The following is a 22,754-nucleotide window of genomic DNA, read 5'->3' on the forward strand; positions in this document are numbered from 1 at the left end:
TACTGCGCAGTGCAAGCGCTTGCAAGCCACTTTTGCGTTCTGGCGCGGTCGGTCCATTTCGGCCATAGGGTGGCCATGGCTGCCCGCGCACCCCGCCTGGACGATGTCGCCGCCCACGCCGGCGTTTCCGCGGCGACGGTCTCGCGCTTCCTCAACAACCCCGAAGTGGTCGCGGAGGCGACAGCCGAGCGTATCCGAACGGCGATCGCGGCGACCAGCTATGTGCCCAACATGACCGCCGGTGCACTGGCGGGCAGTCGCTCGCGGTTAATCGCGGCCCTCGTGCCGGACATCGCTGCATCGATCTTCAACGATACGGTCGAGGCGATGATCGAGGAACTGGCGAGCGACGGCAACAGCGTCGTGCTGGCGCTCACCGGCTCCGACAATGGCCGGCTCGAGGCTGAAATCAACATGGCGCTGGCTCGGCGCGTCGATGCGATCATCCTGACCGGCATCGTCTCCGATGCCGAGACGCGCGCACGGCTGCGCGCCAACCCCGTCACCGTGATCGAGACCTGGGGCCTTCCCGAGGAGCCGATCGACGTGGCCATCGGCTTCTCGCATCGTGCCGCAGGCGAGGAGATGGCGCGCTTCCTGCGCGGGCGCGGATACCGGCGACCGCATCTGGTGGTGCCGCGATCGAGCCGATCGGAACGCCGGGCAATGGGCTTCTCCGACCGGTGGATGCGCGACGGCGGCACCGAGCCGACCCGGCTCGAAGTCAACGTGCCAAGCAATTTCGGCCAGGGCCGCCTTAGCTATCGCGCGCTTGCCGACCTGCCCGAACGGCCGGACGTGGTCGTCTGCGGATCGGACTGGATCGCCCAGGGGTTGATCATCGAAGCGCAGGCGGCAGGGGTTCGGGTTCCCGACCAGCTTGCCGTGACGGGATTCGGCAATTTGCGCATGGCCGGCGATATGCGCCCGACGATCACCTCGGTGGATGTCGACGGCGCACGCATTGCGCGCGAAGTTCTTCGCGTATTGCGCGCTCGCGCGTCGGGCACGCCGATCGACAACAAGATCGATGTTGGCTTCCGCGTGATCGCCCGCGAAAGCGCATGAAACCGCTTGCATTCGCCTAGGCAGGGAGAATAGCTTCCCCGCATACCAAGATCGGGAGAGTCTGCATGCGATATACGTTGGCCCTGCTTGCCCTGGTCGGAACCGCGGCATCGGCGCAGCAGACTCCCCAAACCTCGCCCGCGCCGTCGGCCGCGGACGCGGCCGCTGCCCGCGCGGCAGCCAATGCGGCCCCCGACACGCCCGGCACCGGCGCCTTTCCGGCAATCAAGGAAGTCGATCCGACGCTCGCCGACCATGTCGTCTATCGTCCGGCAAAGCTGGACGCCTTGGGCGCTCGCAAGTTGGGCGTGCTCGTCTGGGGCAATGGCGGCTGCGGCGCAGACGGCGCCAGCGCGCGCTTCCATTTGGCCGAGATCGCCTCGCACGGCTATGTCGTCATCGCGCCCGGCAAGGTCATGAGTGGCCCCGGCGCCAGCGCCGTCCCGCGCCCAGCCAATGCCGGCCCCAGGAGGCTCGCCGTGGAAACCACCTCCGACCAAGTCCGCGCCGGAATCAGCTGGGCGCTCGCCGAAAACGGTCGCAAGGGCAGCCGCTATTATCAGCGTATCGATCCGAAGATGGTCGCCGTCGCCGGGCATAGCTGCGGCGGATTGCAGGCGCTGCAGGTCGCGGGCGATCCGCGCGTCGGCGCAGTGATTGTCCACAATAGCGGCGTATTCACCGATGGAAGCAATCCGATCGCCGGGCTGACGGTCGACAAGTCGCTGCTAAAGACACTGCATACCCCCGTGCTCTATGTGCTCGGCGGCCCAGGCGACGTGGCCTATCCCAACGGCACCGACGACGTTCGCCGGATCGAGCATGTGCCGGTGATGCTCGCCGACCTGAACGTGGGCCATGGCGGTACCTTCCAGCAGGCCAATGGCGGCCCCGTCGCACAGGTCGCGGTCCAGTGGCTCAACTGGCAGCTTCGCGGCGATGCCGCTGCGGAGAGGAGCTTCAAGGGCAAGGATTGCCGGCTCTGCACCGACACGCAATGGACCGTCACGAAGAAGCGGATAGACTGACCGGTCGTTACCGGCCTTCACGTCCGCGAACGAACGGCCGCAGCATCGGCGGCGGCGTGTACGGCACGAACAGCGCCGGTGACTTGCCCCATTTCCCTTGCTCCAGCCGCGCGTCCAGGAACCGGATCGAGGCGATCACCGCCTCGGGCGCGAAGGTGCAATGCCCGGCGCCGCGCACATAGACGCTCTTGACGTCGCCGCGCGCCGCCTCGGCATAGCCGTGCTGGAGCGAAGGCGAGGTCAAGCCATCGCCGACGGTCTGAACCGCGAGGAGCGGCACGCCCGGGCGGGCATTGGGGGTGTAGTTGCGCACCATATAGTCGACCGCGTCCGGCTTTGCGGCGACGCGCTGGCCGGCATTCAGCCGAGCGAGTTCGGCATCGAGATCCAGCCCGGCCTTGCGATACAGCCCCTCGATCATCGCGCGGCGCCCCGAGCGCGCGAGCTGCTTGCGATAGTCGATGCCCTCATTCCACGAAAAGACCCCGCCGGCGCGCGCTTCCTGATCGGTGCGCGGCAGGAATATGCCCATCGTGAAGCTGCGCCCGATCTCGTCCACCTGCGCCTCGACATCGCTTGCGGCGGGCTCGGGCCGGTCGCGGCTGGTCCAGCCGGGGATGCCGCCCAGCACCCCGGCCAGCGCCACCCGGGCCCGGCCTTCGGCCGTGGTCATCGCGACCGCCAGCGCGTCGTTCACGCGCTTGCCGTTGGCACGGTCGTCATCCACCTCGACCAACCGGATTCCTGCATCAGGGGCGACCAGCGTCCGGAAGGCATAGGCGCCGTCGAGCGCCATGTTCATCATGCCGACCGCGCCGCCGATCGACGCGCACATCGCCAGTGCCCCGTCGATCGCGGGCTTCGGCTCCTCCGCCAGCGCGGTGCTGACCAGCCCGCCCATCGAATAGCCCCAGGCGATCACCCGCTTGGGCGTGCCATGGGCCGCGGCGAAGGCCGCGATCGTCGCCCGCTGCGCCGGCACCGCTTCGGCCAGCGCCCAGCCGCCTGCGCCATAATCGGATCCGGCGATCGCATAGCCTGCGTCGAGCAATTGCTGGTGCATCCCGCGCCCCGCCGCTTCGGGCGAACCGGCGGTGGGGGAATAGCCGCGGCTCCACAGCAACAGCGTGCCGTTCCAGACGGCGGGAACCTGCGCGACCCATTTGGCTCCGCTGGGCAAAGTGCCGGAAAGCGACCTTGTGCCTGAGGCCTGCTGTGCGGCAAGCGGGCCGGCAATGGGCAGCGACACTGCAGCCGCCAGCGCCAACGGCAGGACGAAAAGCAAGCGCGCCATATCAGTTTCCCTTTTCTGCTTGCATCCGCATTAGTTCCGATGAAAGCGATTGCATAGAATGTTGTGCGCCAAAACAAATATCGGGCTTTCAGCGCAGGTCGCCGCCCATTTCGCCGGGATCGATTACGACCGGCTGAGCGAGCGCACACGGCATGCGACGCGACGCGCACTGCTCGATGCCCTGGGGGTCTCGCTCGCGGCGAGCGGCCTCGCCGCCGAAGCCCTGCCGTATCGCAAGCTTGCGCTCGACCAGGGCAAGGGGCCCGCGCGCATTCTCGGGACGGACAAGAGCACCACGCCCCTCGCAGCGGCGCTGGCCAATGGCGCGCTGGCCCACGCTATGGATTTCGGCGACACTTTCGATCCCGGCGCGGCGCACCCGAATGCCGCGCTCGTCCCGGCATTGCTGGCGCTTGCCGATTCCGAGCCGGGAATCGACGGCGGGCACTTCCTCGCGGCGATGGCGGTGGGGAGTGACCTCGCCTGCCGCCTGTCGCTGTCGCCTGCGCGCGCTTATGAAGAAGGCGGCTGGTATCCCCCTGCCCTGGTCGGACTGATCGCTTCGGCCGCCGCGTGCGCGAAGCTGATCGGGCTGGACGCCGACGGCATTCGCGATGCGATGGGGCTCGCGATGCTGTCCGCGAGTTTCCCCGGCGCAATCAAATATGACCCCGTCTCGCCGCTGCGCGGCGTGCGCGAGGCCTTCGCCGCGCGCGGCGCCGTCGAGGCGGCGTTGCTCGCCCGGGCCGGCGCACAGGCGTTCGCGGAACCCCTCGAAGGACGCGGCGGCTTCTTTGCCGTCTATGGCGGCGGCGGACCGACCGACGCGCTGACCGCCGATCTGGGCAGCCGCTTCCTTGGCGACGAGGTCAGCTTCAAGCCCTGGCCGAGCTGCCGGGGAACGCATCCCTATATCGAGGCGGCGCTGGAGCTCCGCGCACGCTGCGACTGGCGCGACATCGAACGCGTCGAGGCGGAAATCGGCCCGGTGCAGGAGATGCTGATCCGCCCGCAGCCTGCCAAAGCCGCGCCAGGGAATGCGATTCAGGCGAAATTCTCCATTCCTTTCGCCACGGCGCACGCGCTCGTGCACGGCGAGGTGTCGCTCAATTCGTTCGACGACGGCGCGCGCAGCGAGGAAGCAGTGCTTGGTTTGGCACAGCGCGTGGTTGAGCGCTCCAATCCCGCTTGGGGTCGGGCGCATGCCGCAAGCGGGTCGCTGACGCTAATCCTGCACTCCGGCGAGAGACTGCACCACGCAGTGCCCCATGCCGCGGGACATCCCGGCAACCCGCTGCCGGACAGCGCGCTGATCGACAAATTCATCCTGTGCGCGGGTCATGCGGCCCTGCCGCTGGAAGCCAGCCAGTCCAGCGCCGCCGCTGCGGGCATCCTCGACCTAGGACCGCGCGATTCGATATCGAGCCTGTTGCGAGTGAAAGCGACCCCCTCGAAACTCTCCGTCAATTCCTGATCTGAAGGCGGCATCACGGCCGGCGCAGCAGGAGAAAGTCCGCATCCGCTGCCAAGCGATCATGTCGGCGTTACCTGTTCCCCCGTTATGTTCCGAGCCGTGCAACCTTCGCCGATCGGGCACGACTGGTCCAAAGCAGTGCACGGCTCACCGATGCGATCCCCCGTTGCGCGGTGTCGGCTGCTAGGCGGCGGCGGTACCTGAAATCATGAATGGATGAACCATGCGAACCCTGTCAGCCTTGACCCTCGGCCTCACCGCGATCATCGCCACGTCTGCGCAGGCGCAGAGCCAGACTGCGCAGCCCGCGACTCCCGCCCCTGCTGCGGCTGCGGCTGCGGCGACCCAGGGCGCGCCCAGCCTGACGGTCGGCGCCAAGGTCTATGATGCCAAGGAAGGCGAAGTCGGCACGATCGAATCGATCGTCGGCGGGAATGCGGTCGTCGCCACGGGCACCGAGAAGGTGACGTTGCCGCCAAGCGCCTTCGCGCAATGGCCGAAGGGTCTCGTGATCGCCTTGACCCGCGACGAACTGAACGCCGCTGCCGCCAAGGCGCGCGCGGACAATGCCGCCGCGCTGGTGGCGGCGTTGAAGCCCGGCGCCGAGGTACGCAGCGTCCGCGGCACCGCGCTTCTGGGAACGGTGAAGTCGGTCGTCGGCGAGGAATGGGTCGTGCTGACGCTGGCCGACAAGAGCGGCGACCTTCAGCTGCCGCGCAAGGCGTTCATCATGACACCGGCCGGCCTTGCGCTGACCTTTACCGCCGACGAATTCGATGCCGCGGTCAAGGCCAGCAAGCCCCAGCCGACGCAGTAAAGGCCACGTCCTGCGTCGCGGAGCGTCACAGAGTAGCGAGTTTGCGTTTGCGTAGATTTCCAATGGCCAGGGGGGCAATCGCCTCCCTCGGCATCGTTTTGCTTTCCGCTGCCTGCGTTCCGACCGGCGCGGCACCCCGCCCTCCAGCGCCGGTCCAGCGGCTCCCGCCCACCCCGCCGGTCACCGCGACGGTAAGCCCGGCATCGGCTTCAGCCGCCGCCCTGGTTGCCCGTCCCGAGCAACCGCCGGCGGACCTGCTCAATGCGGTGCAGGCGCTGGGCGCTGGCTTCAGGGGAACGGTGGGCATCGCGATCCGCGACGTGGATCGGGGATGGACCGTGGGGTATAATGCCGACATCCCCTTGCCGCAGCAAAGCGTGAGCAAGCTGTGGGTGGCGATTGCCCTGATGGATGCGGTCGATCGCGGCACGCTGAAGCTCAGCGATCCGGTCACCGTCCGAAAATCGGACCTGACCCTGTTTCACCAGCCCATCCGCGCTTTGGTCGACAAGGACGGCTATCGCACCACGATCGGCGCTTTGCTGCGCGGCGCGATGACACGAAGCGACAACAGCGCCAACGACGTCTTGCTGTGGAAGGTCGGCGGTCCGGCCGCGATCCGCCGCATGCTGGCGAACAAGGGTGTTGCCGGGGTCGGCTTCGGACCGGGCGAGCGCCTGCTCCAGGCGCAGACCGCCGGGCTGCGCTGGCGACCCGAATGGGCCGGTGGCTGGGGCTTCCTGCAGGCGCGCGCCAAGATGCCGTTCGCGGCGCGCGACAAGGCGCTGAAGCGCTATCTCGCCGCACCCATTGACGGGGCCTCGGCCACGGGGATCACGCATGGTCTCGCGCTGCTGCAGAAGGGCGAGCTGCTGAGCAACGAGTCGACCGTGCACCTGCTCACGCTGATGAACGCCAGCAGGACCGGGCCGCTCCGCCTGAAATCGGGGCTCCGCGCGGGATGGACCATCGCACACAAGACCGGGACGGGGCAGGATCTGGGCAGCCTCTCGACCGGCTATAACGATGTCGGGCTGGTCAAATCGCCCGACGGCCGCACCTATGCGGTCGCGGTGATGATCCGCAGCACCCGCCTGCCGATCCCGGTGCGGATGCGGCTCATGGGCGATGTGACGCGGGCACTGATTCGGGCCGTCGAGTAAGCGGCAGGCCCTACCCTGCCGTCCGATAGGAAGCGCCCTGGCCGCCAAGCGCGCTTTCGGAAACCCCGCCCACCGCGCGGATGACCCTGCCTCTCGGTGCTCCGGGGACATCGGGAAGCCAGGGCGCCAGTACCCCCAGATCCGCCACGCGCCCGGATTTGCTCAACTCGCGGGTGAGACCGGCGACGCAGTGGCGCATCGCCAACGCCTCCCCTTCCGACGCGGCGAGCAGATGCGCGGTATAGACCGCGTTGCGGATCTCGCCGCCGACCAGTTCATAGGGCTCGGCGAGCAGCGCGACGACAATGTCGCGGCGCGCATCGAGCGGCGGCAACAGCCGCTCCCAGATCGCCACCCGATCCGCCGGGCCGGGCGCCGGAAAGTCGGCGCGCACCCGGATGCGGCGCATGAAGGCATTGTCGATGTTTCCCGACAAATTGGTCGCCAGGATCGTCCAGCCCGGAAAGCGCTCGATCTCCTGCAGCATGTGATCGACGGCGATATTGGCGTAGCGATCATGCGAATCGCGAACCTCGGTACGCTTTCCGAACAACGCATCGGCCTCGTCGAAGAACAAGGCGACGCGAGATCGCCCCGCTTCCTTAAACAGCGACGAGATACGCTTCTCGCCCTCGCCGATATATTTGTCGACGACCTGCGACAGATCGACCCGATAGAGCGCATAATCGACCTGGCGGGCGACGATCTGCGCCGCCATCGTCTTGCCCGTGCCCGGAGGCCCGGTGAACAGGCAGGCCAGCCCGGCGCCGGCGTGGAGCGACGCGCCGGGGCCGCCCTCGCCGAACAGGCGCGCGCCGTGCCGCGCCCAGGCGATGGCAAGATCGAGTTCGCGCCGCGTTTCCTCGCGCAGCACGATGTCGTTCACATCGAAGGCGAGCTCCAGCCGCTCGGCGGCGCTGCCGAAGCGCGTGTCGCGGATGCGTTCGCAGGCCAGGCGCGCATCGCCGGCATCGGGCGCGGGCCGGCCCGCGGCGCGCGCCTCGGCACGCGCAAGCCCCGGCGCGGCGTCGATCCGCGCATTGCCGAAGTCGAAGCGATCCGCGATGTCGTCGATCGCCTCCGGCTGCCAATCGACCGGCGCCCGCGCGCGCCACATGCGGATGCGCTGGGCCCAGTCGCGGCGCGGCGCGGCGATCAGGATCGCGGGCCGGCTGGTCGCCAGCAGCAGCGGCTTGATCCGATCCGGATCGGCCACTGTGAACAGCGGCGCCTCCAGCTCCGCCACGAGCCGCCGCCAGCATTCGGCGGGCATCGCGTCGGGATCGGCGACGATGACCGCCGCCTCGGCGATCATCGCTTCCCGCCCGAGCGCGGCGACGGCGGCCGGCGTCTGCAGCGCCGCGCCCGCGACCGTGATCGCGCGCCGGTTCAGGCTGGAGGCGACGGTACGCGCAATCGCGCCGCGCCCGACTTCCTCGTCGCCGACGATCGCGACGAAGATTCCCGCCGGATCCTGCCCCTCCAGGCCTTCGATGACGCGCGCCACCTCGGCCTGGACGTGCCCGGGAAGCTCGAGCCGCTCGGGCGCGGCCACCTCGAGGGTTTCCACCGGGAAGGGCGGCTGGCGCTCGAGGTCGAACAGCAGCGGCCAGATCGTGGCGTCGACGACGACGGTACGCGTCGCGATCGGCCCGTCGCCCTCGATCGAGACCAGCGCATGGCGGGTCAGCGGGCCGTCGCCCGCCAGCCTTTCGATCAGCAGGCGGGCATCGCCCTCCCAATCGGCCACGACGCCCGCGACCGGTCGCGATCGCCCGCCATTGTCGTTGAGCAGGGCGACCATCCGCGCCGCGCGCGGATTGATCTCGACGACCGCGGCGAGGAACAGCAAGTCGCATTCGTCCGCGCTCAGGCCGAAGCGGCGCCAACACGAGCCAGATCGAGGCGCTGCTATTGTCGACGGCGTGCGACCTGGTGCTGATCGACGTTACCACCAGCTCCGACGCAGGCGATCCCGCGCAGAGCGTCACATCGGCCTATCGCGCCGCGGGCGGGCGCCCGGTCATCGCCCTCGGGCTGGTCGAGAGCGACGACGAAGTGCTGAGCTGTGTCGAGGCCGGCGCGGCCGCCTTCGTCACCAAGAATGATTCGATCGACGATCTGCTACAGGTCATTGCAGCCGCGGGCCGCGGCGAGCTGCTATGCCCGCCGCGGGTGGCCCGCCGGATGCAGGAGCGGCTAGCGCTGCTCGCGGTGCGCCAGGGCCGTTCGACCGATCTCGATAAATTGTCGGGACGCGAACATCATATCCTCGGCCTCGTCCGCCAGCGCATGTCGAACAAGCAGATCGCCCGCGCGCTCGGGCTGGAGGTTTCGACGATCAAGGACCACATGCACAACATCATCGTGAAGCTGTGCGTGAAGAACCGCAACGAAGCCGCGGCGATGCTGGGGGGCAACGGCCGCATGCCCGATCTCGTCCGCGCCTCGTCCGCACACTCGCATTAGCGCCGGCGTCACTCGAACTCCAGAATCGCCGCGTCGACCGCCAGGCTGTCGCCCTCGGCGAAATTGGCGGCCTTGACGGTCCCGGCCTTCTCGGCGCGCAGGATATTCTCCATCTTCATCGCCTCGACCACCGCGAGCGGCTGGCCCGCCTCGACCCGATCCCCCGGGCCGACATGGAGCCGGGTGAGCAGCCCCGGCATCGGCGCGAGCAGGAAGCGGCTCATGTCGGGCGGAATTTTCTCGATCATGTGGTGCCGATACTGCGCCACGTGCGGCGGCAGGACCTGGACGAGGTGCGATGCCCCATGCGCGGTGAGCTTCCACGACGTGCCCTGACGGACCACGCCGACACTCAAGCTCTCTCCGTCGATCAGCGCGGTGAGGATCAGATTGTCCGCTCCCCACTCCCCCTCGATCTCGACCGTCTGGCCATCGACGGTGACACGCTCGCCGACGCTGACTTCGAAGCGTTCGCCATCGAGCAGCACGACCCGATGGTCGCCCACCGCAATCGCGCCGTTGAGCTGCCCCGAAATCTCGGCCGCACGCTCGGCGCGCTCGATATCGATCGTCGCGGCGATCACCGCCAGCTTGCGCTTCAGCGCCTGCGAGGCCGGCGCGCCATGGAAGCCCTCGGGATATTCCTCGGCGATGAAGCCGGTGGTGATCGCGCCGGAGCGGAAGCGCGGATGCTGCATCAGCGCCGAGAGGAAGTCGATATTGTGGCCGATCCCGTCGACCCGGAAGGCATCGAGCGCGGCGATCTGCCCGTCGATCGCTTCTTCGCGGGTCGGCGCCCAGGTGATCAGCTTGGCGATCATCGGATCGTAGAACATCGATATCTCGCTGCCCTCGGTCACCCCGTCATCGACGCGGACGCCCTCCCCCGTCGCCGGCGGACGATAGCGGACCAGCCGCCCGGTGCTCGGCAGGAAGCCGCGATAGGGATCCTCGGCATAGACCCGGTTCTCGATCGACCAGCCGTTGATCTGCACCTCATCCTGCGCCAGCGGCAATTTCTCGCCATAAGCCACGCGGATCATCAGCTCGACCAGATCGAGCCCGGTAATCTCCTCGGTCACCGGATGCTCGACCTGGAGCCTTGTGTTCATCTCGAGGAAATAGAAGCTCTCGCCGCTGGTATCCGCGCCCGAGACGATCAGCTCGACCGTCCCCGCCGAATGATAGCCAACGGCCTGCGCCAGCGCGACAGCCTGCTCGCCCATTGCCTTGCGCATCTTCGGCGTCACGAACGGCGACGGCGCTTCCTCGACCACCTTCTGGTGCCGCCGCTGGATCGAGCATTCGCGCTCGTTGAGATAGAGGACGTTACCGTGCTTGTCGCCGATCAGCTGGATCTCGATATGGCGCGGGCTCTCGATGAACTTCTCGATAAACACGCGGTCGTCGCCGAAGCTCGCCAGCCCCTCGCGCTTGGTCGCCTCGAAGCCCTCGCGGACGTCCTGCTCGGACCAGGCCAGCCGCATGCCCTTGCCGCCGCCGCCGGCCGAGGCCTTCATCATCACCGGATAGCCGATGCCCGAAGCGATCTCGACGGCATGTTCGGTGTCGCGGATTTCCCCCAGGAAACCGGGGACGACATTGACCCCCGCGGCCTTGGCGAGCTTCTTCGATTCGATCTTGTCGCCCATCGCCGCGATGGCGTTCGGCGGCGGCCCGACGAAGGCGATCCCGGCCTCTTCGCAGGCCCGCGCAAAGCTCTCGCGCTCCGAAAGAAAGCCGTAGCCGGGATGGATGCAGTCCGCCCCGGTCTCCTTCGCGGCGAGCAGGATCAATTCGGCCTTGAGATAGCTCTCCGCCGCCGGCGCCGGCCCGAGCCGCACGCTCTCATCGGCCATCAGCACGTGCGGCGCGCGGGCATCGGCGTCCGAATAGACCGCGACGGTGGCGATCCCCATCTTCTTGGCGGTGCGCATCACCCGGCACGCGATCTCGCCGCGATTGGCGATCAGGATCTTCTTGAACATCAGCGGGTCCCAAATTCTTGTTCGTCACCCTGAACTTGTTTCAGGGTCCATCGCTCCACGGGGGCGGACGGCGCTTGTGGTGGGATGGATGCTGAAACAAGTTCAGCATGACGAATGAGAAAAGCGCTCACTCCGCGGCCATCCGCTGCGGTTCCGCCTCGAGCGACCTCAGTCCAAGCCGCGCGAACAACGCCGCATCCTTGTCGTCACCCGCATTGCCCGTGGTCAGCAGCTTGTCCCCCGTAAAGATCGAGTTCGCCCCCGCCAGGAAGCACAAGGCCTGCGTCGCATCGCTCATGCTCTCGCGCCCCGCGCTCAGCCGGACCATGCTCGCGGGCATCGTGATCCGCGCCACCGCGATCGTCCGCACGAACTCGATGTCGTCGATCTGCGCCAGCGGCGTATCGGCCAGCATATCGCCCAGCACCGTGCCCTTCACCGGCACCAGCGCATTGACCGGAACGCTCTCCGGGTGATGCGGCAAGCTAGCAAGCGCATGAATGAAGCCGACCCGATCGCTGCGCGTCTCGCCCATCCCGACGATCCCGCCGCAGCACACGTTGATCCCGGCCGCGCGCACGCTCTCCAGCGTCTCGATCCGATCCTCGAAGCTGCGCGTCGAGATGACGTTCGCGTAATTCTCGGGCGAAGTATCGATATTATGGTTGTAGTAATCGAGCCCCGCCGCCGCGAGCTGCTCGGCCTGCCCCGGCGTCAGCATGCCCAGCGTCATGCACGTCTCGAGCCCCATCTGCCGCACGCCCTGCACCATCGCGACGATCGCGGGCATGTCGCGATCCTTGGGCTCGCGCCACGCCGCGCCCATGCAGAAGCGCGACGAGCCATTGTCCTTCGCCTGCGCCGCCGCCTGCAGCACCGCGCGGACGTCCATCAGCTTGGTGGCCTTCAGCCCGGTCTCGGCGCTCGCCGACTGGTTGCAATAGCCGCAATCCTCGGGGCAGCCGCCGGTCTTGATCGACAGCAGGGTCGAGCGCTGGACGGCATGCGGATCATGGCGCGCGCGGTGGACCTCCGCGGCGTGGAACACGAGTTCGGTGAAGGGTAGATCGAACAACGCGGCGATCTCGGCGCGCGTCCAGTCGCTCCTGATCTCCCCTCCCGCTTGCGGGAGGGGTCGGGGGAGGGCCTGTTCGAGACGGCCTGGTGACAGCCCCTCCCCTAGCCCCTCCCGCAAGCGGGAGGGGAACTTGGTGTCACTCATTCCGCAGCCTCCCCGACCGGCGCCATATTATGCCCGAGCAGCCGCAACACTTCCTCCGCCGCCTGCACCAGATTGGTGCCCGGCCCGAAGATCGCCTGCACCCCCGCTTCGCGCAGAAACTCATAATCGCGCGCCGGGATGACCCCGCCGGCGATCACCTTGATATCCGCCCGCCCCGCATCGTGCAGCGCGCGGATCAGCTCGGGGATCAGCGTCTTGTGCCCCGCCGCAAGCGACGAGGCGCCGACCACATCGACGTCCTTCTCGATCGCCAGCTTCGCACTTTCGGACGGAGTCTGGAACAGCGGCCCGGGCACGATCTCGAACCCCAGATCGCCGAAAGCAGAAGAGACCAGGTTCGCGCCGCGATCATGCCCGTCCTGCCCCATCTTGGCGACGAGCATCCGGGGTTTGCGGCCGAGCCGGCGTTCGGTGGCGTCGACCCCGTCCTTGAGCCGCGCCCATTGCGCGTCGAATTCGTAGGCGCCGCCGTAGATGCCCTGCACCGGCGTCGGCTGGGTGGCGTAACGCCCGAAACCCGCCTCCATCGCGCTGCTGATCTCGCCCAGCGTGGCGCGCGCGCGGGCGGCCGTGACGGCGAGTTCGAGCAGATTCGATCCTCCCCGGCACGGGGAGGTGGCAGCCGCAGGCTGACGGAGGGGGCTCTCCACGGAGGATGTCGCTTGTGGCACGCCCCCTCCATTTGCCTGCGCATGGTCCCCCTCCCCGTTCCGGGGAGAAACAGCAGCCGCCTTACGCAGCGCCTCGAGCGCCGCCTGGCACGCCGCTTCGTCGCGCGCCGCCTTGACCCGCTGGATCCGCGCGATCTGCGATTCCCGCACCGCATGATTGTCGATGTCGAGCGTCTCGATCGGGTCCTCATCGGCCTTTCGATACTTATTGACCCCGACGATCACCTGCTCGCCGCGATCGACCCGCGCCGCCTGCGCCGCCGCCGCCTCCTCGATCATCCGCTTCGGCCAGCCATGCGCGACGGCCTTGGCCATGCCGCCATCGGCCTCGACCTTCTCGATGATCGCCCAGGCCTTGTCGACGAGCTCCTGGGTCAGCGCCTCGACATAATAGGACCCGCCCAGGGGATCGACGACCTTGGTCATCCCGGTCTCTTCCTGGAGCACGATCTGCGTGTTCCGCGCGATCCGTGCCGAGAAATCGGTCGGCAGCGCAATCGCCTCGTCGAGCGCGTTGGTGTGCAGCGACTGCGTGCCCCCCAGCATCGCCGCCATCGCCTCGATCGTCGTGCGCATCACATTGTTGTACGGATCCTGCTCGGTGAGGCTGACCCCCGACGTCTGGCAATGCGTGCGCAGCATCTTCGATCGCTCGTCCTTGGCGCCGAGCCCGGTCATCACCCGATGCCACAGCACCCGCGCCGCGCGCAGCTTGGCGATCTCCATGAAGAAATTCATGCCGATCGCGAAGAAGAACGAGAGCCTGCCGGCAAATTTATCGATATCGAGGCCCGAAGCCACACCATATTTCACATATTCCATGCCGTCGGCGATGGTGAAGGCCAGCTCCTGCACCTGCGTCGCCCCGGCCTCCTGCATATGATAGCCGGATATCGAAATGCTGTTGAATTTCGGCATGTTGGCGGAGGTATATGCGAAAATGTCCGAGATGATCCGCATGCTCGGCTCGGGCGGGTAGATATAGGTGTTGCGAACCATGAACTCCTTGAGGATGTCGTTCTGGATGGTCCCGTCGAGCAGGCTCTTGTCGACCCCCTGCTCCTCGCCGGCGACGATGAAGAAGGCCAGGATCGGGATCACTGCGCCGTTCATCGTCATGCTGACCGACATCCGGTCGAGCGGGATGCCGTCGAACAGGATCTTCATATCCTCGACGCTGTCGATCGCCACCCCCGCCTTGCCGACATCGCCGGTGACGCGCGGATGGTCGCTGTCATAGCCGCGGTGGGTGGCGAGATCGAAGGCGACGCTCAGCCCCTTCTGCCCCGCGGCGAGATTGCGGCGGTAGAAGGCGTTGGAGGCCTCCGCGGTCGAGAAGCCGGCATATTGCCGCACGGTCCAGGGCCGCCCGGCATACATCGATGCGCGAACGCCGCGGGTGAAGGGCGCGAAACCGGGCAGGCCGGGGTCGATATTGGCGACGTCTTCCTGCGTGTAGAGCGGTTTGACGGCGATACCTTCTGGCGTGTGCCAGGTCAGATCGCGGCCCTTCACTTCCTTGGCGGCAGCGGCCTCCCACTCGGCAAGTGTGCTCAAATTCGCTCTCCCGTTGGGAGAGGGAGGGAGGCGCGAAGCGCCGGAAGGGTGAGGGCCGAATGAGGGCAACTGTCCTCACCCTTCCCACCGCTAGCGCGGCGGGCCCCTTCCCTCTCCCAACGGGAGAGGGAGTTTAGTTCGATGCACCTCACCGCCCCTTAAACTCCGGCACGCGCTTCCCCAAAAACGCCGCAACCCCCTCCTGGAAATCCTCGGACCGCGCCGCCACCGACTGATGCGCGGCCTCCAGCGCCAGCGTCTCCTCCAGCGTGCCCGACAGCGCCGCCTTCGCCTGCTTGCGGATCAGCCCCAGCGCGAGCGTCGGCATCGACGCCAGCCGCCGCGCATAATGCATCGCCACGTCGAACAACGCCGTCTCGTCGGCGACATGCGTGACCAGTCCGGCTTCCTTCGCGTCATGCGCGCTCAATTTCTCGCCGAGCAGCGCCATTTCCAGCAGCTTCGCCCGCCCCGCCGCCTTGGCGATCAGCCAGGTCGCGCCGGCATCGGGCACCAGCCCGATATTGGCGAAGGCCAGCAGCAGACAGCTATGCGTGCCGGCGATAACGATATCCGCCCCCAGCGCGATCGAAACCCCCGCCCCTGCCGCAGGCCCGTTGATCGCCGAGACGATCGGTATCGGCAGATCGGCCATCGCCTGGCTGACCGGGTTGTAATGGTTGCGCAGCCGATCGCCCGCATCGCCGCTCCCACCGAACTGCTTGAGCGAGGCGCCCGAGCAGAAGGCCCTGCCCTCGCCGGTAAGCAATACCGCGCGGGCGCCGTCGTCGACTGCGCGCTGCAGCGTCGCGGCGAGCAGATCGAGCATGTCGAGCGTCAGCGCGTTGAGCTCGTCCGGCCGGTTGAGCCGGATAACCGCGACGTCGCCGTCGAGGGTGTAGAGGATCGGTTGATCGCTCATCCAAACAATACTCCGTCACCCCGGCCTTGTGCCGGGGTCCAGTGCGCCGCGCACGATGCATTCCCCGCCACACGCGCCGCGTGCCGCCCGCTGGACCCCGGAACAAGTCCGGGGTGACGATGAAGGGGCTCAATGCGCATCTTTGGGCGTCTCCATGATCTCGGTCAGCACCCCGCCCATATCCTTGGGATGCACGAAGAAAATGAGCGTCCCATGCGCCCCGATCCGCGGCTCGCCGAGCAACCGCGCGCCCCTGCCCTCGAACCACGCCTTGGCCTCAAGAATATCCGGCACCTCATAGCAAAGATGATGCTGCCCCCCGGCCGGGTTCTTCGCCAGAAAGCCATGGATCGGCGAATCCTCGCCCAGCGGTTCGATCAACTCGATCTGCGTGTTCGGGGTATCGACGAAGCACACCTTCACCCCCTGCGCGGGCAAGTCGAACGGTTCGCGGACAACCTCCGCGCCGAGCGTATCGCGATACAGCGCGATCGACGCCGCGATCGAAGGCGTCGCGATCCCGACATGGTTGAGGCGGCCGAGTTTCATTTGACCTTCCTAAGGCGCGATCTGGCCAGCATTGGCAAAAACCTCCTCGCCGCAGATGTTGAGCAGCACCACCACTGGCCAGGAGCCATTGTCAGTCCAGCGAAACCCCTGGCATTCAACGCCTGTGTCGTTGCGGAATCTCGATTCGACGAAACCTGCGGTCCGCAGTTCGGTTTGAAGTGCCGCGCGATTGCTGAGCCGCGCGTCGGCAAACTGCTTTAGCGCTGCCGAGCGTTCGGCGAAATTCGAGATCTCGAAAATCTTTCCGATCGGCGTGCTTGGGTCGGGCGGCGGGTCGGTGCGTGACGCCGAGCATGCCGCCAGCAGCCCTGCCAAGACCACGCTACAGCGGAATATTGTCATGCTTCTTCCACGGGTTCTCCAACTGCTTCCTCCGCAGCTTCCTGAGCCCTAGCGCAACCCGCCGACGCGTAGAATGCGGCAGGATCACTTCATCGATGAACCCCTTGCTCGCCGCCACGAACGGATTGGCGAAGCGCGCCTCATATTCCGCAGTCCGCTCGGCAATTTCCTCCGGCGTCTTCCCCCGAAAGATGATCTCCACCGCCCCCTTCGCCCCCATCACCGCAATCTCCGCGGTCGGCCAGGCATAGTTCAGATCGCCGCGCAGATGCTTGGAGGCCATCACGTCATACGCCCCGCCATAGGCTTTCCGGGTGATCACCGTGATCTTCGGCACCGTCGCCTCGGCATAAGCGAACAGCAGCTTCGCGCCGTGCTTGATGATCCCGCTATGCTCCTGCCCGACCCCGGGCAGAAACCCCGGCACATCCACGAACGTCACGATCGGGATATCGAACGCATCGCAGAAGCGCACGAATCGCGCCGCCTTCTTGGACGAGTTGATGTCGAGGCACCCGGCCAGCACCATCGGCTGGTTCGCCACCACGCCCACCGTTCGCCCCTCAATCCGCCCGAAGCCGATCAGGATATTGCCCGCATGGCTCGGCTGCAGCTCGAAAAACTCGCCTTCGTCGAGCGTCTTCCGGAGCAATTCGTGCATGTCATAAGGCTGGCTGGCGCTCGGCGGAATCAGCGTGTCGAGGCTCTCCTCCACGCGGTCCCACGGATCGTCGCACGGACGCTCGGGCACGGGCTCCCTGTTGGAAGCCGGAAGGAAGTCCACGAAGTCGCGGGCCGCGAGCAGCGCCTCGATATCATTATCGAAGGCCACATCAGCGACCCCCGACTTCGTGGTATGCGTCACCGCTCCACCCAGCTCCTCCTGCGTGACGATCTCGTTGGTAACGGTCTTCACTACATCCGGGCCGGTGACGAACATGTATGAGCTGTCTTTAACCATGAAGATGAAGTCTGTCATGGCCGGGGAATAGACCGCGCCTCCCGCGCAGGGCCCCATGATGAGCGAGAGCTGCGGGACGACCCCGCTGGCCAGCACGTTGCGCTGGAACACTTCGGCATAGCCGCCGAGGCTCGCGACGCCCTCCTGGATACGCGCGCCGCCGCTGTCGTTCATGCCGATGACGGGCGCGCCGACCTTCATCGCCATGTCCATGACCTTGCAGATCTTCTGCGCGTGGCGCTCGGACAGCGAGCCGCCGAACACGGTGAAGTCCTGGCTGAAGACGAACACCAGCCGGCCGTTGATCGTACCGCTGCCGGTGACGACGCCGTCGCCGGGGACGATCTGGTCCTCCATCCCGAAATCGACGCAGTTGTGCTCGACATACATGTCGAGCTCTTCGAACGAACCCTGGTCGAGCAAGACTTCGATCCGCTCGCGCGCGGTCAGCTTGCCCTTGGCATGCTGCGCGTCGATCCGCTTCTGCCCCCCGCCCAGCCGGGCAGCCGCGCGGCGGCGCTCCAGTTCCTCGATCGTCGACGACATGCAGGTCTCCAAGAGGGTCGCGCCTTGTGCACAGGGCGCGGGCTGCGACGCAAATGCAATGTTGCAAAGTTGCAGTGGGTAGGTTTGCAGAATAGGGATTGGGAATGAGAAAAGCGCCCCGCCAGCCCCAGAGCACGCCCCTCCCTGCAAGGGAGGGGATGGGGGTGGGTCGCGTCCGGGCGATACGGATATGCCGGGGACCGGACCGCGGTAACGCGAGCACGCCACCCACCCCCGACCCCTCCCTTGCAGGGAGGGGAGAAGAATGGTGACCCCCCGCCGCCGCCTGTTCGAGGGCTTCCGCCTCCGCGATCTCCGCCGTCGCCTGGTGCTGAGCCAGGCGGCGATGGCCGCGCGGCTCGGCATCTCGGTCTCCTATCTCTCGCAGATCGAGAATAACGACCGCCCGATCACCGACGTCGTCCTTCTGGCGCTCGCCCGCGAGTTCCCGCTCGAGGCAGCCGAGATCGGCGCCGCCACCGAAACCTCCGCCCTCCTCCGCACGATCGACGCCGCGACCGACAGCAGCGTCCCTGCCGACCGGGTCGCCGAGGGCGACGTCCGCCGCGGACTCGAACAACAGCCGCTCCTCGCCCGCCGCCTCGTCGCGCTCCACGACGCCTATCGCCGCACCCAGGAGCAGCTCCGCGCGCTCGACGATCGCTTCGACACCGGTTCGATCGATTCCGCCCCGCTCCCCTGGGAGGAAGTACGCGACTGGTTTCAGGCCGAGGGCAATTATGTCGATACGATCGATCGCGCCGCCGAAACCCTGTCGGGTTTGCTCGAACCCGGCACGCACGGTCTCGAAGCGCGACTGCGCGACCGGCACGGCATCCGCACGCTCAGCGAGGATGGCGACGGCAGCCAGCTCAGCCGCTTCGATCCGGCGGCGCGCACGCTGGCGCTCAACACCGCGCTCCCGCCCGAAAGCCGCTATTTTCTGCTCGCGCACCGTCTCGTCCGCACCGAATTCGCCGAGGCGATGCGCCACGTGGTCGCGCAATCGGGCGCCGCGAGCCACGCCTCGCGCGAATTGCTGTCGGTCGGCCTCGCCAACTATGCCGCCGGCGCGCTGCTGATGCCCTATGACGCCTTCCGCACCGCCGCGCGCGACGTCCGCCACGATATCGATCGCCTGCGCCAGCGCTTCGGGGTGAGCTTCGAGCAGGCCTGTCACCGCCTTTCCACCCTCCAGCGCCCCGGCGCCGCGGGCCTGCCCTTCTTCTTCTGCCGCGTGGACATGGCGGGCAACATCACCAAGCGCCACTCGGCCACGCGCCTGCAATTCGCCCGCTTCGGTGGCGCATGCCCGCTCTGGGTGGTGCATGAGGCGGTGGCGATCCCCGATCGCATCCTCGTCCAGCTCGCCGAAATGCCCGACGGCACGCGCTACGTCTCGATGGCCAAGGGGCTCGTCAAACCCTCGGGCAGCTACGCCCGCCCGCCGCGACGCTATGCGGTGGCGCTGGGCTGCGAGGAAATGCACGCCGCGGACTTCGTCTATGCCGACGATCTCCGTCCGGGCGGCGCGGCGACTCCGATCGGCGCCTCATGCCGCATCTGCCCCCGCGCCGACTGCGACCAGCGCGCCTTCCCGCCCGCGGGCTCGGTGATCGAGATCGACGCGGATCGGCGCTCGGTTGTGCCCTACGCGTTCCGCTAATCCTCCCCGGCACGGGGAGGGGGACCCGCGCCCGCAGGGCGTGGTGGAGGGGGCGGGCCGCGAGCGACGCCCCCAGAGGAGAGCCCCCTCCGTCACGCTTCGCGTGCCACCTCCCCGTGCCGGGGAGGAATTGATCGCGCCGCCAGATCCATGGCATACCGACTCAACGAAAAATCCGGGAGAGAATGCAATGGCCACCGCGATCGCATCCGCGCAGATGTCCCAGGCCGAGCGCGAGGCGCGCCAGCAGCTCGCCGCCTGCTACCGCGTGTTCGATCATCTCGGCTGGTCCGAGATGATCTACAATCATATCACGCTGAAGGTGCCCGACGAGGAAGGCGCCTTCCTGATCAATCCGTTCGGGCTGCATTTCAGCGAAGTCACCGCCTCGAGCCTCGTCAAGATCGACATCGACGGCAACAAGCTCGACGATTCCACGTATCCGGTGAACCGCGCCGGCTTCGTCCAGCATGCCTTGTTCCACCGCCATCTGCCCGACGCGCATTGCATCGCACATACCCACACCACGGCCGGCATGGCGGTAAGCAGTGTCGCGGGCGGGCTTCGGCCGGTCAATTTCTATGCGTGCAACTTCATCGGCCAGATCGCCTATCACGATTTCGAGGGGGTGACGGTGCGCGACGAGGAAGGCGCGCGGCTGCTCGCCAATCTCGGCGACAAGCGGATGATGCTGCTCCGCAACCACGGTATCCTGGTGATGGGCAAGACCGTGCCCGAAGCTTTCGTCAAGCATTGGGCGCTCCAGCGCGCCTGCGAGATCCAGGTCGCGACGATGTCGATGGGCGAACCGCTTCTGGTGTCGGACGAGGTCGTCGCGGTCCACCAGCGCGACCTCCACATGGCCCAGGTCCCCGGCGGCCCGGGCGCGGCCGACTTTGCAGCGATGGTGCGATTGGTCGACCGCAACGACAAAAGCTGGCGGGACTAAGTCCCTCTCCCATTGGGAGAGGGAGGGAGCCGACGAAGTCGGCGGAAGGGTGAGGGTCGAGGCGGAATGCTGCCCTCACCCTTCCCACCGCTGCGCGGCGGGCCCCTTCCCGCTCCCTGCGGGAGCGGGAGTTTACATGCTCTTTCTCGCCACTGAATTTGTCCCCCCACCCCGTTTCCCGCTACACCCCCGCCATGACCCGCTTCACCGTCAACAACCAACCCGTCGAATATAAGATGGACCCGCGCACGCCCCTCCTCTGGGCGTTGCGTGACGCCTCCAACCTCACCGGCACCAAATATGGCTGCGGCACCGGCGACTGCGGCGCCTGCGCGGTCGATGTCGACGGGGGGCTGCGGCTCGCCTGCCAGGAGACGATCGGCGCGCTCGAAGGCACCTTCGTCACCACCATCGAGGGCCTCTCCAGCGACCGCAGCCATCCCGTCCAGCAGGCCCTCATCGCTGCCCAAGTGCCCCAATGCGGCTATTGCATCCCCGGGATCGTGATGGCCGCATCGGTATTGCTGCGAAGCAATCGCATGCCCTCCGAGGAAGACATAAAGGCGGCGATTCCCAATATTTGTCGCTGCGGCATCTATCCGCGGCTGATTGGCGCGATCACCGATGCGGCGCGCCTCGCCCGAGGTGACCCTGCACTCCCCGAAGCAGATGTTTCGCCCCTGCCGGAGGGCTAGGGTCTGAACTCGATACCGGCAATGCCCGAGACGGAGCGGATTTTGGTTCAGGGCAAGGCGCGAGGAGGGAGCGATGCTGAGCATCGTGACCGACGAGGAACGCAGCCCTGGGCCAAAATTCGCCCGCCGCTCTGCGGTTGCCCTGTGAAGCCCGCTGGACTGCGTTGGATCGCTTGCGCGTAGCGCCGCTACGCGACTGCGCAATCCGCCTTGCCAGCAGACTTCACAGGGCAATCTCGGGCGTTGCCGGTATCGAGTTCAGACCCTAAGCTTTCAATCACCTTTCACCGCAATTCAGCAACCGCTCATCCGGCAGGCCTTAACGACGCGTTACGTAACCGGCGCCATGTCGGAAGAGCGGAGACAGTGAGATGAAGAAGACAATTGTCGCGGTGCTGATCGCCGCCACGGCGCTCATTCCGCCGGTGCTTGCCCAGGATCGCGGCAACCGCGAAGCGCGGCAGCAGGCGCGCCAGGAAGTCCGCCAGCAGCGCCAGCAGATGGCACCGCAGCAGCGGCAGGAATTCCGCCAGCAACGCCAGGAAGCGCGTCAGCAGCGCCAGCAGGCCGCGCCGGTCCAGGCTTCACCGCAAGCAGCGCCACAGGTGGCCCAGCAGCGCCGCCAGGCCCGCTCGGCATTCAATGGGGCGCAGGCCGCACCGCGCCAGCAATATCGCGCCGAGCGCCGAGACGACCGGCAGGACTTTCGCCAGGAACGCCGCGAGGATCGCAGCCAGCTACAAAATGGCCAGGTGACGCGTCAGCAGTTCCGCACCGATCGTCGCGACGATCGCCAGGATTTCCGCCAGGAGCGCCGCGAAGATCGCACCCAGTTCAACCGTGGCAATAGCGGCTGGAACGGCAATCGCGCTGCAAATCGCGGCAACTGGAACGACAATCGCAACGGCAATCGCGGCGGCTGGAACGACAATCGCGGCGGCGGTCGCGGTGGCTGGAACAACAATTGGCGCAACGATCGCCGCTACGATTGGCGCGGCTATCGCACCAGCAACCGCAGCCTCTATCGCCTGCCGCGCTATTATGCGCCCAGCGGCTGGGGCTTCGGCTATCGCCGCTTCGGGATCGGCTTCACGCTGAGCTCGATCCTCTATTCGCAGCAATATTGGATCAACGATCCCTATTCCTATCGTCTGCCCGAAGTCGACGGCCCCTATCGCTGGGTGCGCTATTATAACGACGCGATCCTGGTCGATATCTACACCGGCGAAGTGGTCGACACGATCTACGACATCTTCTGGTAAGGGCGCCCGCTCCCTGACCAGAGATCTGGGGCCCGGCGGAAACGCCGGGCCCCTTGGCGTTCGAGCGCT

At 67.0% G+C, this 22,754-nt stretch carries 19 protein-coding genes; 10 read left to right on the plus strand and 9 right to left on the minus strand.

Features of this window, described 5'->3' with window-relative positions; all coding sequences use genetic code 11:
• Nucleotides 1-75 precede the first annotated feature (75 nt).
• Both OKW87_RS04105 and OKW87_RS04110 read left to right on the plus strand, forming a co-directional pair.
• Nucleotides 76-1,068 (plus strand): LacI family DNA-binding transcriptional regulator, encoded by a 993-nt coding sequence (locus OKW87_RS04105; protein ID WP_265542513.1) that lies wholly within the window; start codon nt 76-78, stop codon nt 1,066-1,068.
• A 65-nt stretch (nt 1,069-1,133) separates the two neighbouring features.
• Nucleotides 1,134-2,096 carry a hypothetical protein gene (locus OKW87_RS04110; RefSeq protein WP_265542515.1) on the plus strand — a complete coding sequence of 321 codons (963 nt, stop codon included), beginning with the start codon at nt 1,134-1,136 and terminating at the stop codon, nt 2,094-2,096.
• Between the two features lie 7 nt (nt 2,097-2,103).
• Here OKW87_RS04110 and OKW87_RS04115 read toward each other — a convergent pair whose 3' ends face one another.
• Nucleotides 2,104-3,390: an alpha/beta hydrolase gene (locus OKW87_RS04115; RefSeq protein ID WP_265542516.1), complete on the minus strand. Its 1,287-nt coding sequence runs from the start codon at nt 3,388-3,390 to the stop codon at nt 2,104-2,106.
• 61 nt (nt 3,391-3,451) lie between these two features.
• Between OKW87_RS04115 and OKW87_RS04120 the strand changes: the two genes are divergently transcribed.
• From OKW87_RS04120 to OKW87_RS04130, 3 genes are all read left to right on the plus strand, one after another.
• The gene (locus OKW87_RS04120) at nt 3,452-4,864 is read left to right on the plus strand and encodes an MmgE/PrpD family protein (RefSeq protein ID WP_265542518.1); all 1,413 of its coding nucleotides are present in this window, start codon (nt 3,452-3,454) and stop codon (nt 4,862-4,864) included.
• A 223-nt stretch (nt 4,865-5,087) separates the two neighbouring features.
• Nucleotides 5,088-5,681, plus strand: coding sequence for a hypothetical protein (locus OKW87_RS04125; protein ID WP_265542520.1), 594 nt, complete (start codon nt 5,088-5,090; stop codon nt 5,679-5,681).
• Nucleotides 5,682-5,743: 62 nt separating this feature from the next.
• Nucleotides 5,744-6,844: a serine hydrolase gene (locus OKW87_RS04130; RefSeq protein ID WP_265542522.1), complete on the plus strand. Its 1,101-nt coding sequence runs from the start codon at nt 5,744-5,746 to the stop codon at nt 6,842-6,844.
• A gap of 10 nt (nt 6,845-6,854) precedes the next feature.
• On the opposite strand, the gene OKW87_RS04135 is transcribed toward OKW87_RS04130, so the two are convergent.
• The gene (locus OKW87_RS04135) at nt 6,855-8,696 is read right to left on the minus strand and encodes an ATP-binding protein (protein ID WP_265542523.1); all 1,842 of its coding nucleotides are present in this window, start codon (nt 8,694-8,696) and stop codon (nt 6,855-6,857) included.
• Between the two features lie 83 nt (nt 8,697-8,779).
• Here OKW87_RS04135 and OKW87_RS04140 point away from each other — a divergent pair, with 83 nt between their 5' ends.
• On the plus strand, nt 8,780-9,313 hold the full coding sequence (locus OKW87_RS04140; protein ID WP_265542525.1) for a LuxR C-terminal-related transcriptional regulator: 534 nt from the start codon (nt 8,780-8,782) through the stop codon (nt 9,311-9,313).
• An 8-nt stretch (nt 9,314-9,321) separates the two neighbouring features.
• Here the strand turns inward: OKW87_RS04140 and OKW87_RS04145 are convergent, their stop codons facing one another.
• The 7 genes from OKW87_RS04145 to OKW87_RS04175 all read right to left on the minus strand — a co-directional run bounded on the left by OKW87_RS04145 (nt 9,322) and on the right by OKW87_RS04175 (nt 18,113).
• Nucleotides 9,322-11,301, minus strand: coding sequence for an acetyl-CoA carboxylase biotin carboxylase subunit (locus OKW87_RS04145; RefSeq protein WP_265542527.1), 1,980 nt, complete (start codon nt 11,299-11,301; stop codon nt 9,322-9,324).
• 127 nt (nt 11,302-11,428) lie between these two features.
• Nucleotides 11,429-12,523, minus strand: coding sequence for a biotin synthase BioB (gene bioB / locus OKW87_RS04150; RefSeq protein ID WP_265542529.1), 1,095 nt, complete (start codon nt 12,521-12,523; stop codon nt 11,429-11,431).
• On the minus strand, nt 12,520-14,772 hold the full coding sequence (gene scpA / locus OKW87_RS04155; protein WP_265542531.1) for a methylmalonyl-CoA mutase: 2,253 nt from the start codon (nt 14,770-14,772) through the stop codon (nt 12,520-12,522). Before scpA ends, bioB begins: the two co-directional genes overlap by 4 nt.
• Nucleotides 14,773-14,920: 148 nt before the next feature.
• Nucleotides 14,921-15,694 (minus strand): enoyl-CoA hydratase-related protein, encoded by a 774-nt coding sequence (locus OKW87_RS04160; RefSeq protein WP_265542533.1) that lies wholly within the window; start codon nt 15,692-15,694, stop codon nt 14,921-14,923.
• A gap of 129 nt (nt 15,695-15,823) precedes the next feature.
• Nucleotides 15,824-16,243, minus strand: coding sequence for a methylmalonyl-CoA epimerase (gene mce, locus OKW87_RS04165; RefSeq protein ID WP_265542535.1), 420 nt, complete (start codon nt 16,241-16,243; stop codon nt 15,824-15,826).
• 9 nt (nt 16,244-16,252) lie between these two features.
• On the minus strand, nt 16,253-16,606 hold the full coding sequence (locus tag OKW87_RS04170; RefSeq protein WP_265542537.1) for a hypothetical protein: 354 nt from the start codon (nt 16,604-16,606) through the stop codon (nt 16,253-16,255).
• Nucleotides 16,587-18,113, minus strand: coding sequence for an acyl-CoA carboxylase subunit beta (locus OKW87_RS04175; protein WP_265542540.1), 1,527 nt, complete (start codon nt 18,111-18,113; stop codon nt 16,587-16,589). The genes OKW87_RS04170 and OKW87_RS04175 overlap by 20 nt, the downstream gene beginning before the upstream one ends.
• Before the next feature lie 265 nt (nt 18,114-18,378).
• On the opposite strand from OKW87_RS04175, the gene OKW87_RS04180 reads away from it, so the two are divergent.
• The 4 genes from OKW87_RS04180 (at nt 18,379) to OKW87_RS04195 (ending at nt 22,685) form a co-directional block, all read left to right on the plus strand.
• Nucleotides 18,379-19,779 (plus strand): helix-turn-helix domain-containing protein, encoded by a 1,401-nt coding sequence (locus OKW87_RS04180; RefSeq protein ID WP_265542542.1) that lies wholly within the window; start codon nt 18,379-18,381, stop codon nt 19,777-19,779.
• A gap of 190 nt (nt 19,780-19,969) precedes the next feature.
• Entirely contained in the window at nt 19,970-20,728 is a 759-nt protein-coding gene (locus tag OKW87_RS04185) for a class II aldolase/adducin family protein (protein ID WP_265542544.1), read from the plus strand.
• A 158-nt stretch (nt 20,729-20,886) separates the two neighbouring features.
• On the plus strand, nt 20,887-21,423 hold the full coding sequence (locus OKW87_RS04190; protein ID WP_265542546.1) for a (2Fe-2S)-binding protein: 537 nt from the start codon (nt 20,887-20,889) through the stop codon (nt 21,421-21,423).
• 371 nt (nt 21,424-21,794) lie between these two features.
• The gene (locus OKW87_RS04195; protein WP_265542548.1) at nt 21,795-22,685 is read left to right on the plus strand and encodes an RcnB family protein; all 891 of its coding nucleotides are present in this window, start codon (nt 21,795-21,797) and stop codon (nt 22,683-22,685) included.
• Nucleotides 22,686-22,754 lie beyond the last annotated feature (69 nt).

The sequence above is a fragment of the Sphingomonas sp. M1-B02 genome (genome assembly GCF_026167525.1).
Classification (GTDB): domain Bacteria; phylum Pseudomonadota; class Alphaproteobacteria; order Sphingomonadales; family Sphingomonadaceae; genus Sphingomonas.

What these genes read in the sequence shown, in the direction of transcription:
- OKW87_RS04195 (WP_265542548.1), top strand. Translation starts at nt 21,795, where the DNA reads ATGAAGAAGACAATTGTCGCGGTGCTGATCGCCGCCACGGCGCTCATT.
- OKW87_RS04110 (WP_265542515.1), top strand. Translation starts at nt 1,134, where the DNA reads ATGCGATATACGTTGGCCCTGCTTGCCCTGGTCGGAACCGCGGCATCG.
- mce (WP_265542535.1), bottom strand. Translation starts at nt 16,243, where the DNA reads ATGAAACTCGGCCGCCTCAACCATGTCGGGATCGCGACGCCTTCGATC.
- OKW87_RS04170 (WP_265542537.1), bottom strand. Translation starts at nt 16,606, where the DNA reads ATGACAATATTCCGCTGTAGCGTGGTCTTGGCAGGGCTGCTGGCGGCA.
- OKW87_RS04105 (WP_265542513.1), top strand. Translation starts at nt 76, where the DNA reads ATGGCTGCCCGCGCACCCCGCCTGGACGATGTCGCCGCCCACGCCGGC.
- OKW87_RS04175 (WP_265542540.1), bottom strand. Translation starts at nt 18,113, where the DNA reads ATGTCGTCGACGATCGAGGAACTGGAGCGCCGCCGCGCGGCTGCCCGG.
- OKW87_RS04185 (WP_265542544.1), top strand. Translation starts at nt 19,970, where the DNA reads ATGGCCACCGCGATCGCATCCGCGCAGATGTCCCAGGCCGAGCGCGAG.
- OKW87_RS04125 (WP_265542520.1), top strand. Translation starts at nt 5,088, where the DNA reads ATGCGAACCCTGTCAGCCTTGACCCTCGGCCTCACCGCGATCATCGCC.
- OKW87_RS04160 (WP_265542533.1), bottom strand. Translation starts at nt 15,694, where the DNA reads ATGAGCGATCAACCGATCCTCTACACCCTCGACGGCGACGTCGCGGTT.
- OKW87_RS04115 (WP_265542516.1), bottom strand. Translation starts at nt 3,390, where the DNA reads ATGGCGCGCTTGCTTTTCGTCCTGCCGTTGGCGCTGGCGGCTGCAGTG.
- OKW87_RS04145 (WP_265542527.1), bottom strand. Translation starts at nt 11,301, where the DNA reads ATGTTCAAGAAGATCCTGATCGCCAATCGCGGCGAGATCGCGTGCCGG.
- OKW87_RS04180 (WP_265542542.1), top strand. Translation starts at nt 18,379, where the DNA reads ATGGTGACCCCCCGCCGCCGCCTGTTCGAGGGCTTCCGCCTCCGCGAT.
- OKW87_RS04130 (WP_265542522.1), top strand. Translation starts at nt 5,744, where the DNA reads ATGGCCAGGGGGGCAATCGCCTCCCTCGGCATCGTTTTGCTTTCCGCT.
- bioB (WP_265542529.1), bottom strand. Translation starts at nt 12,523, where the DNA reads ATGAGTGACACCAAGTTCCCCTCCCGCTTGCGGGAGGGGCTAGGGGAG.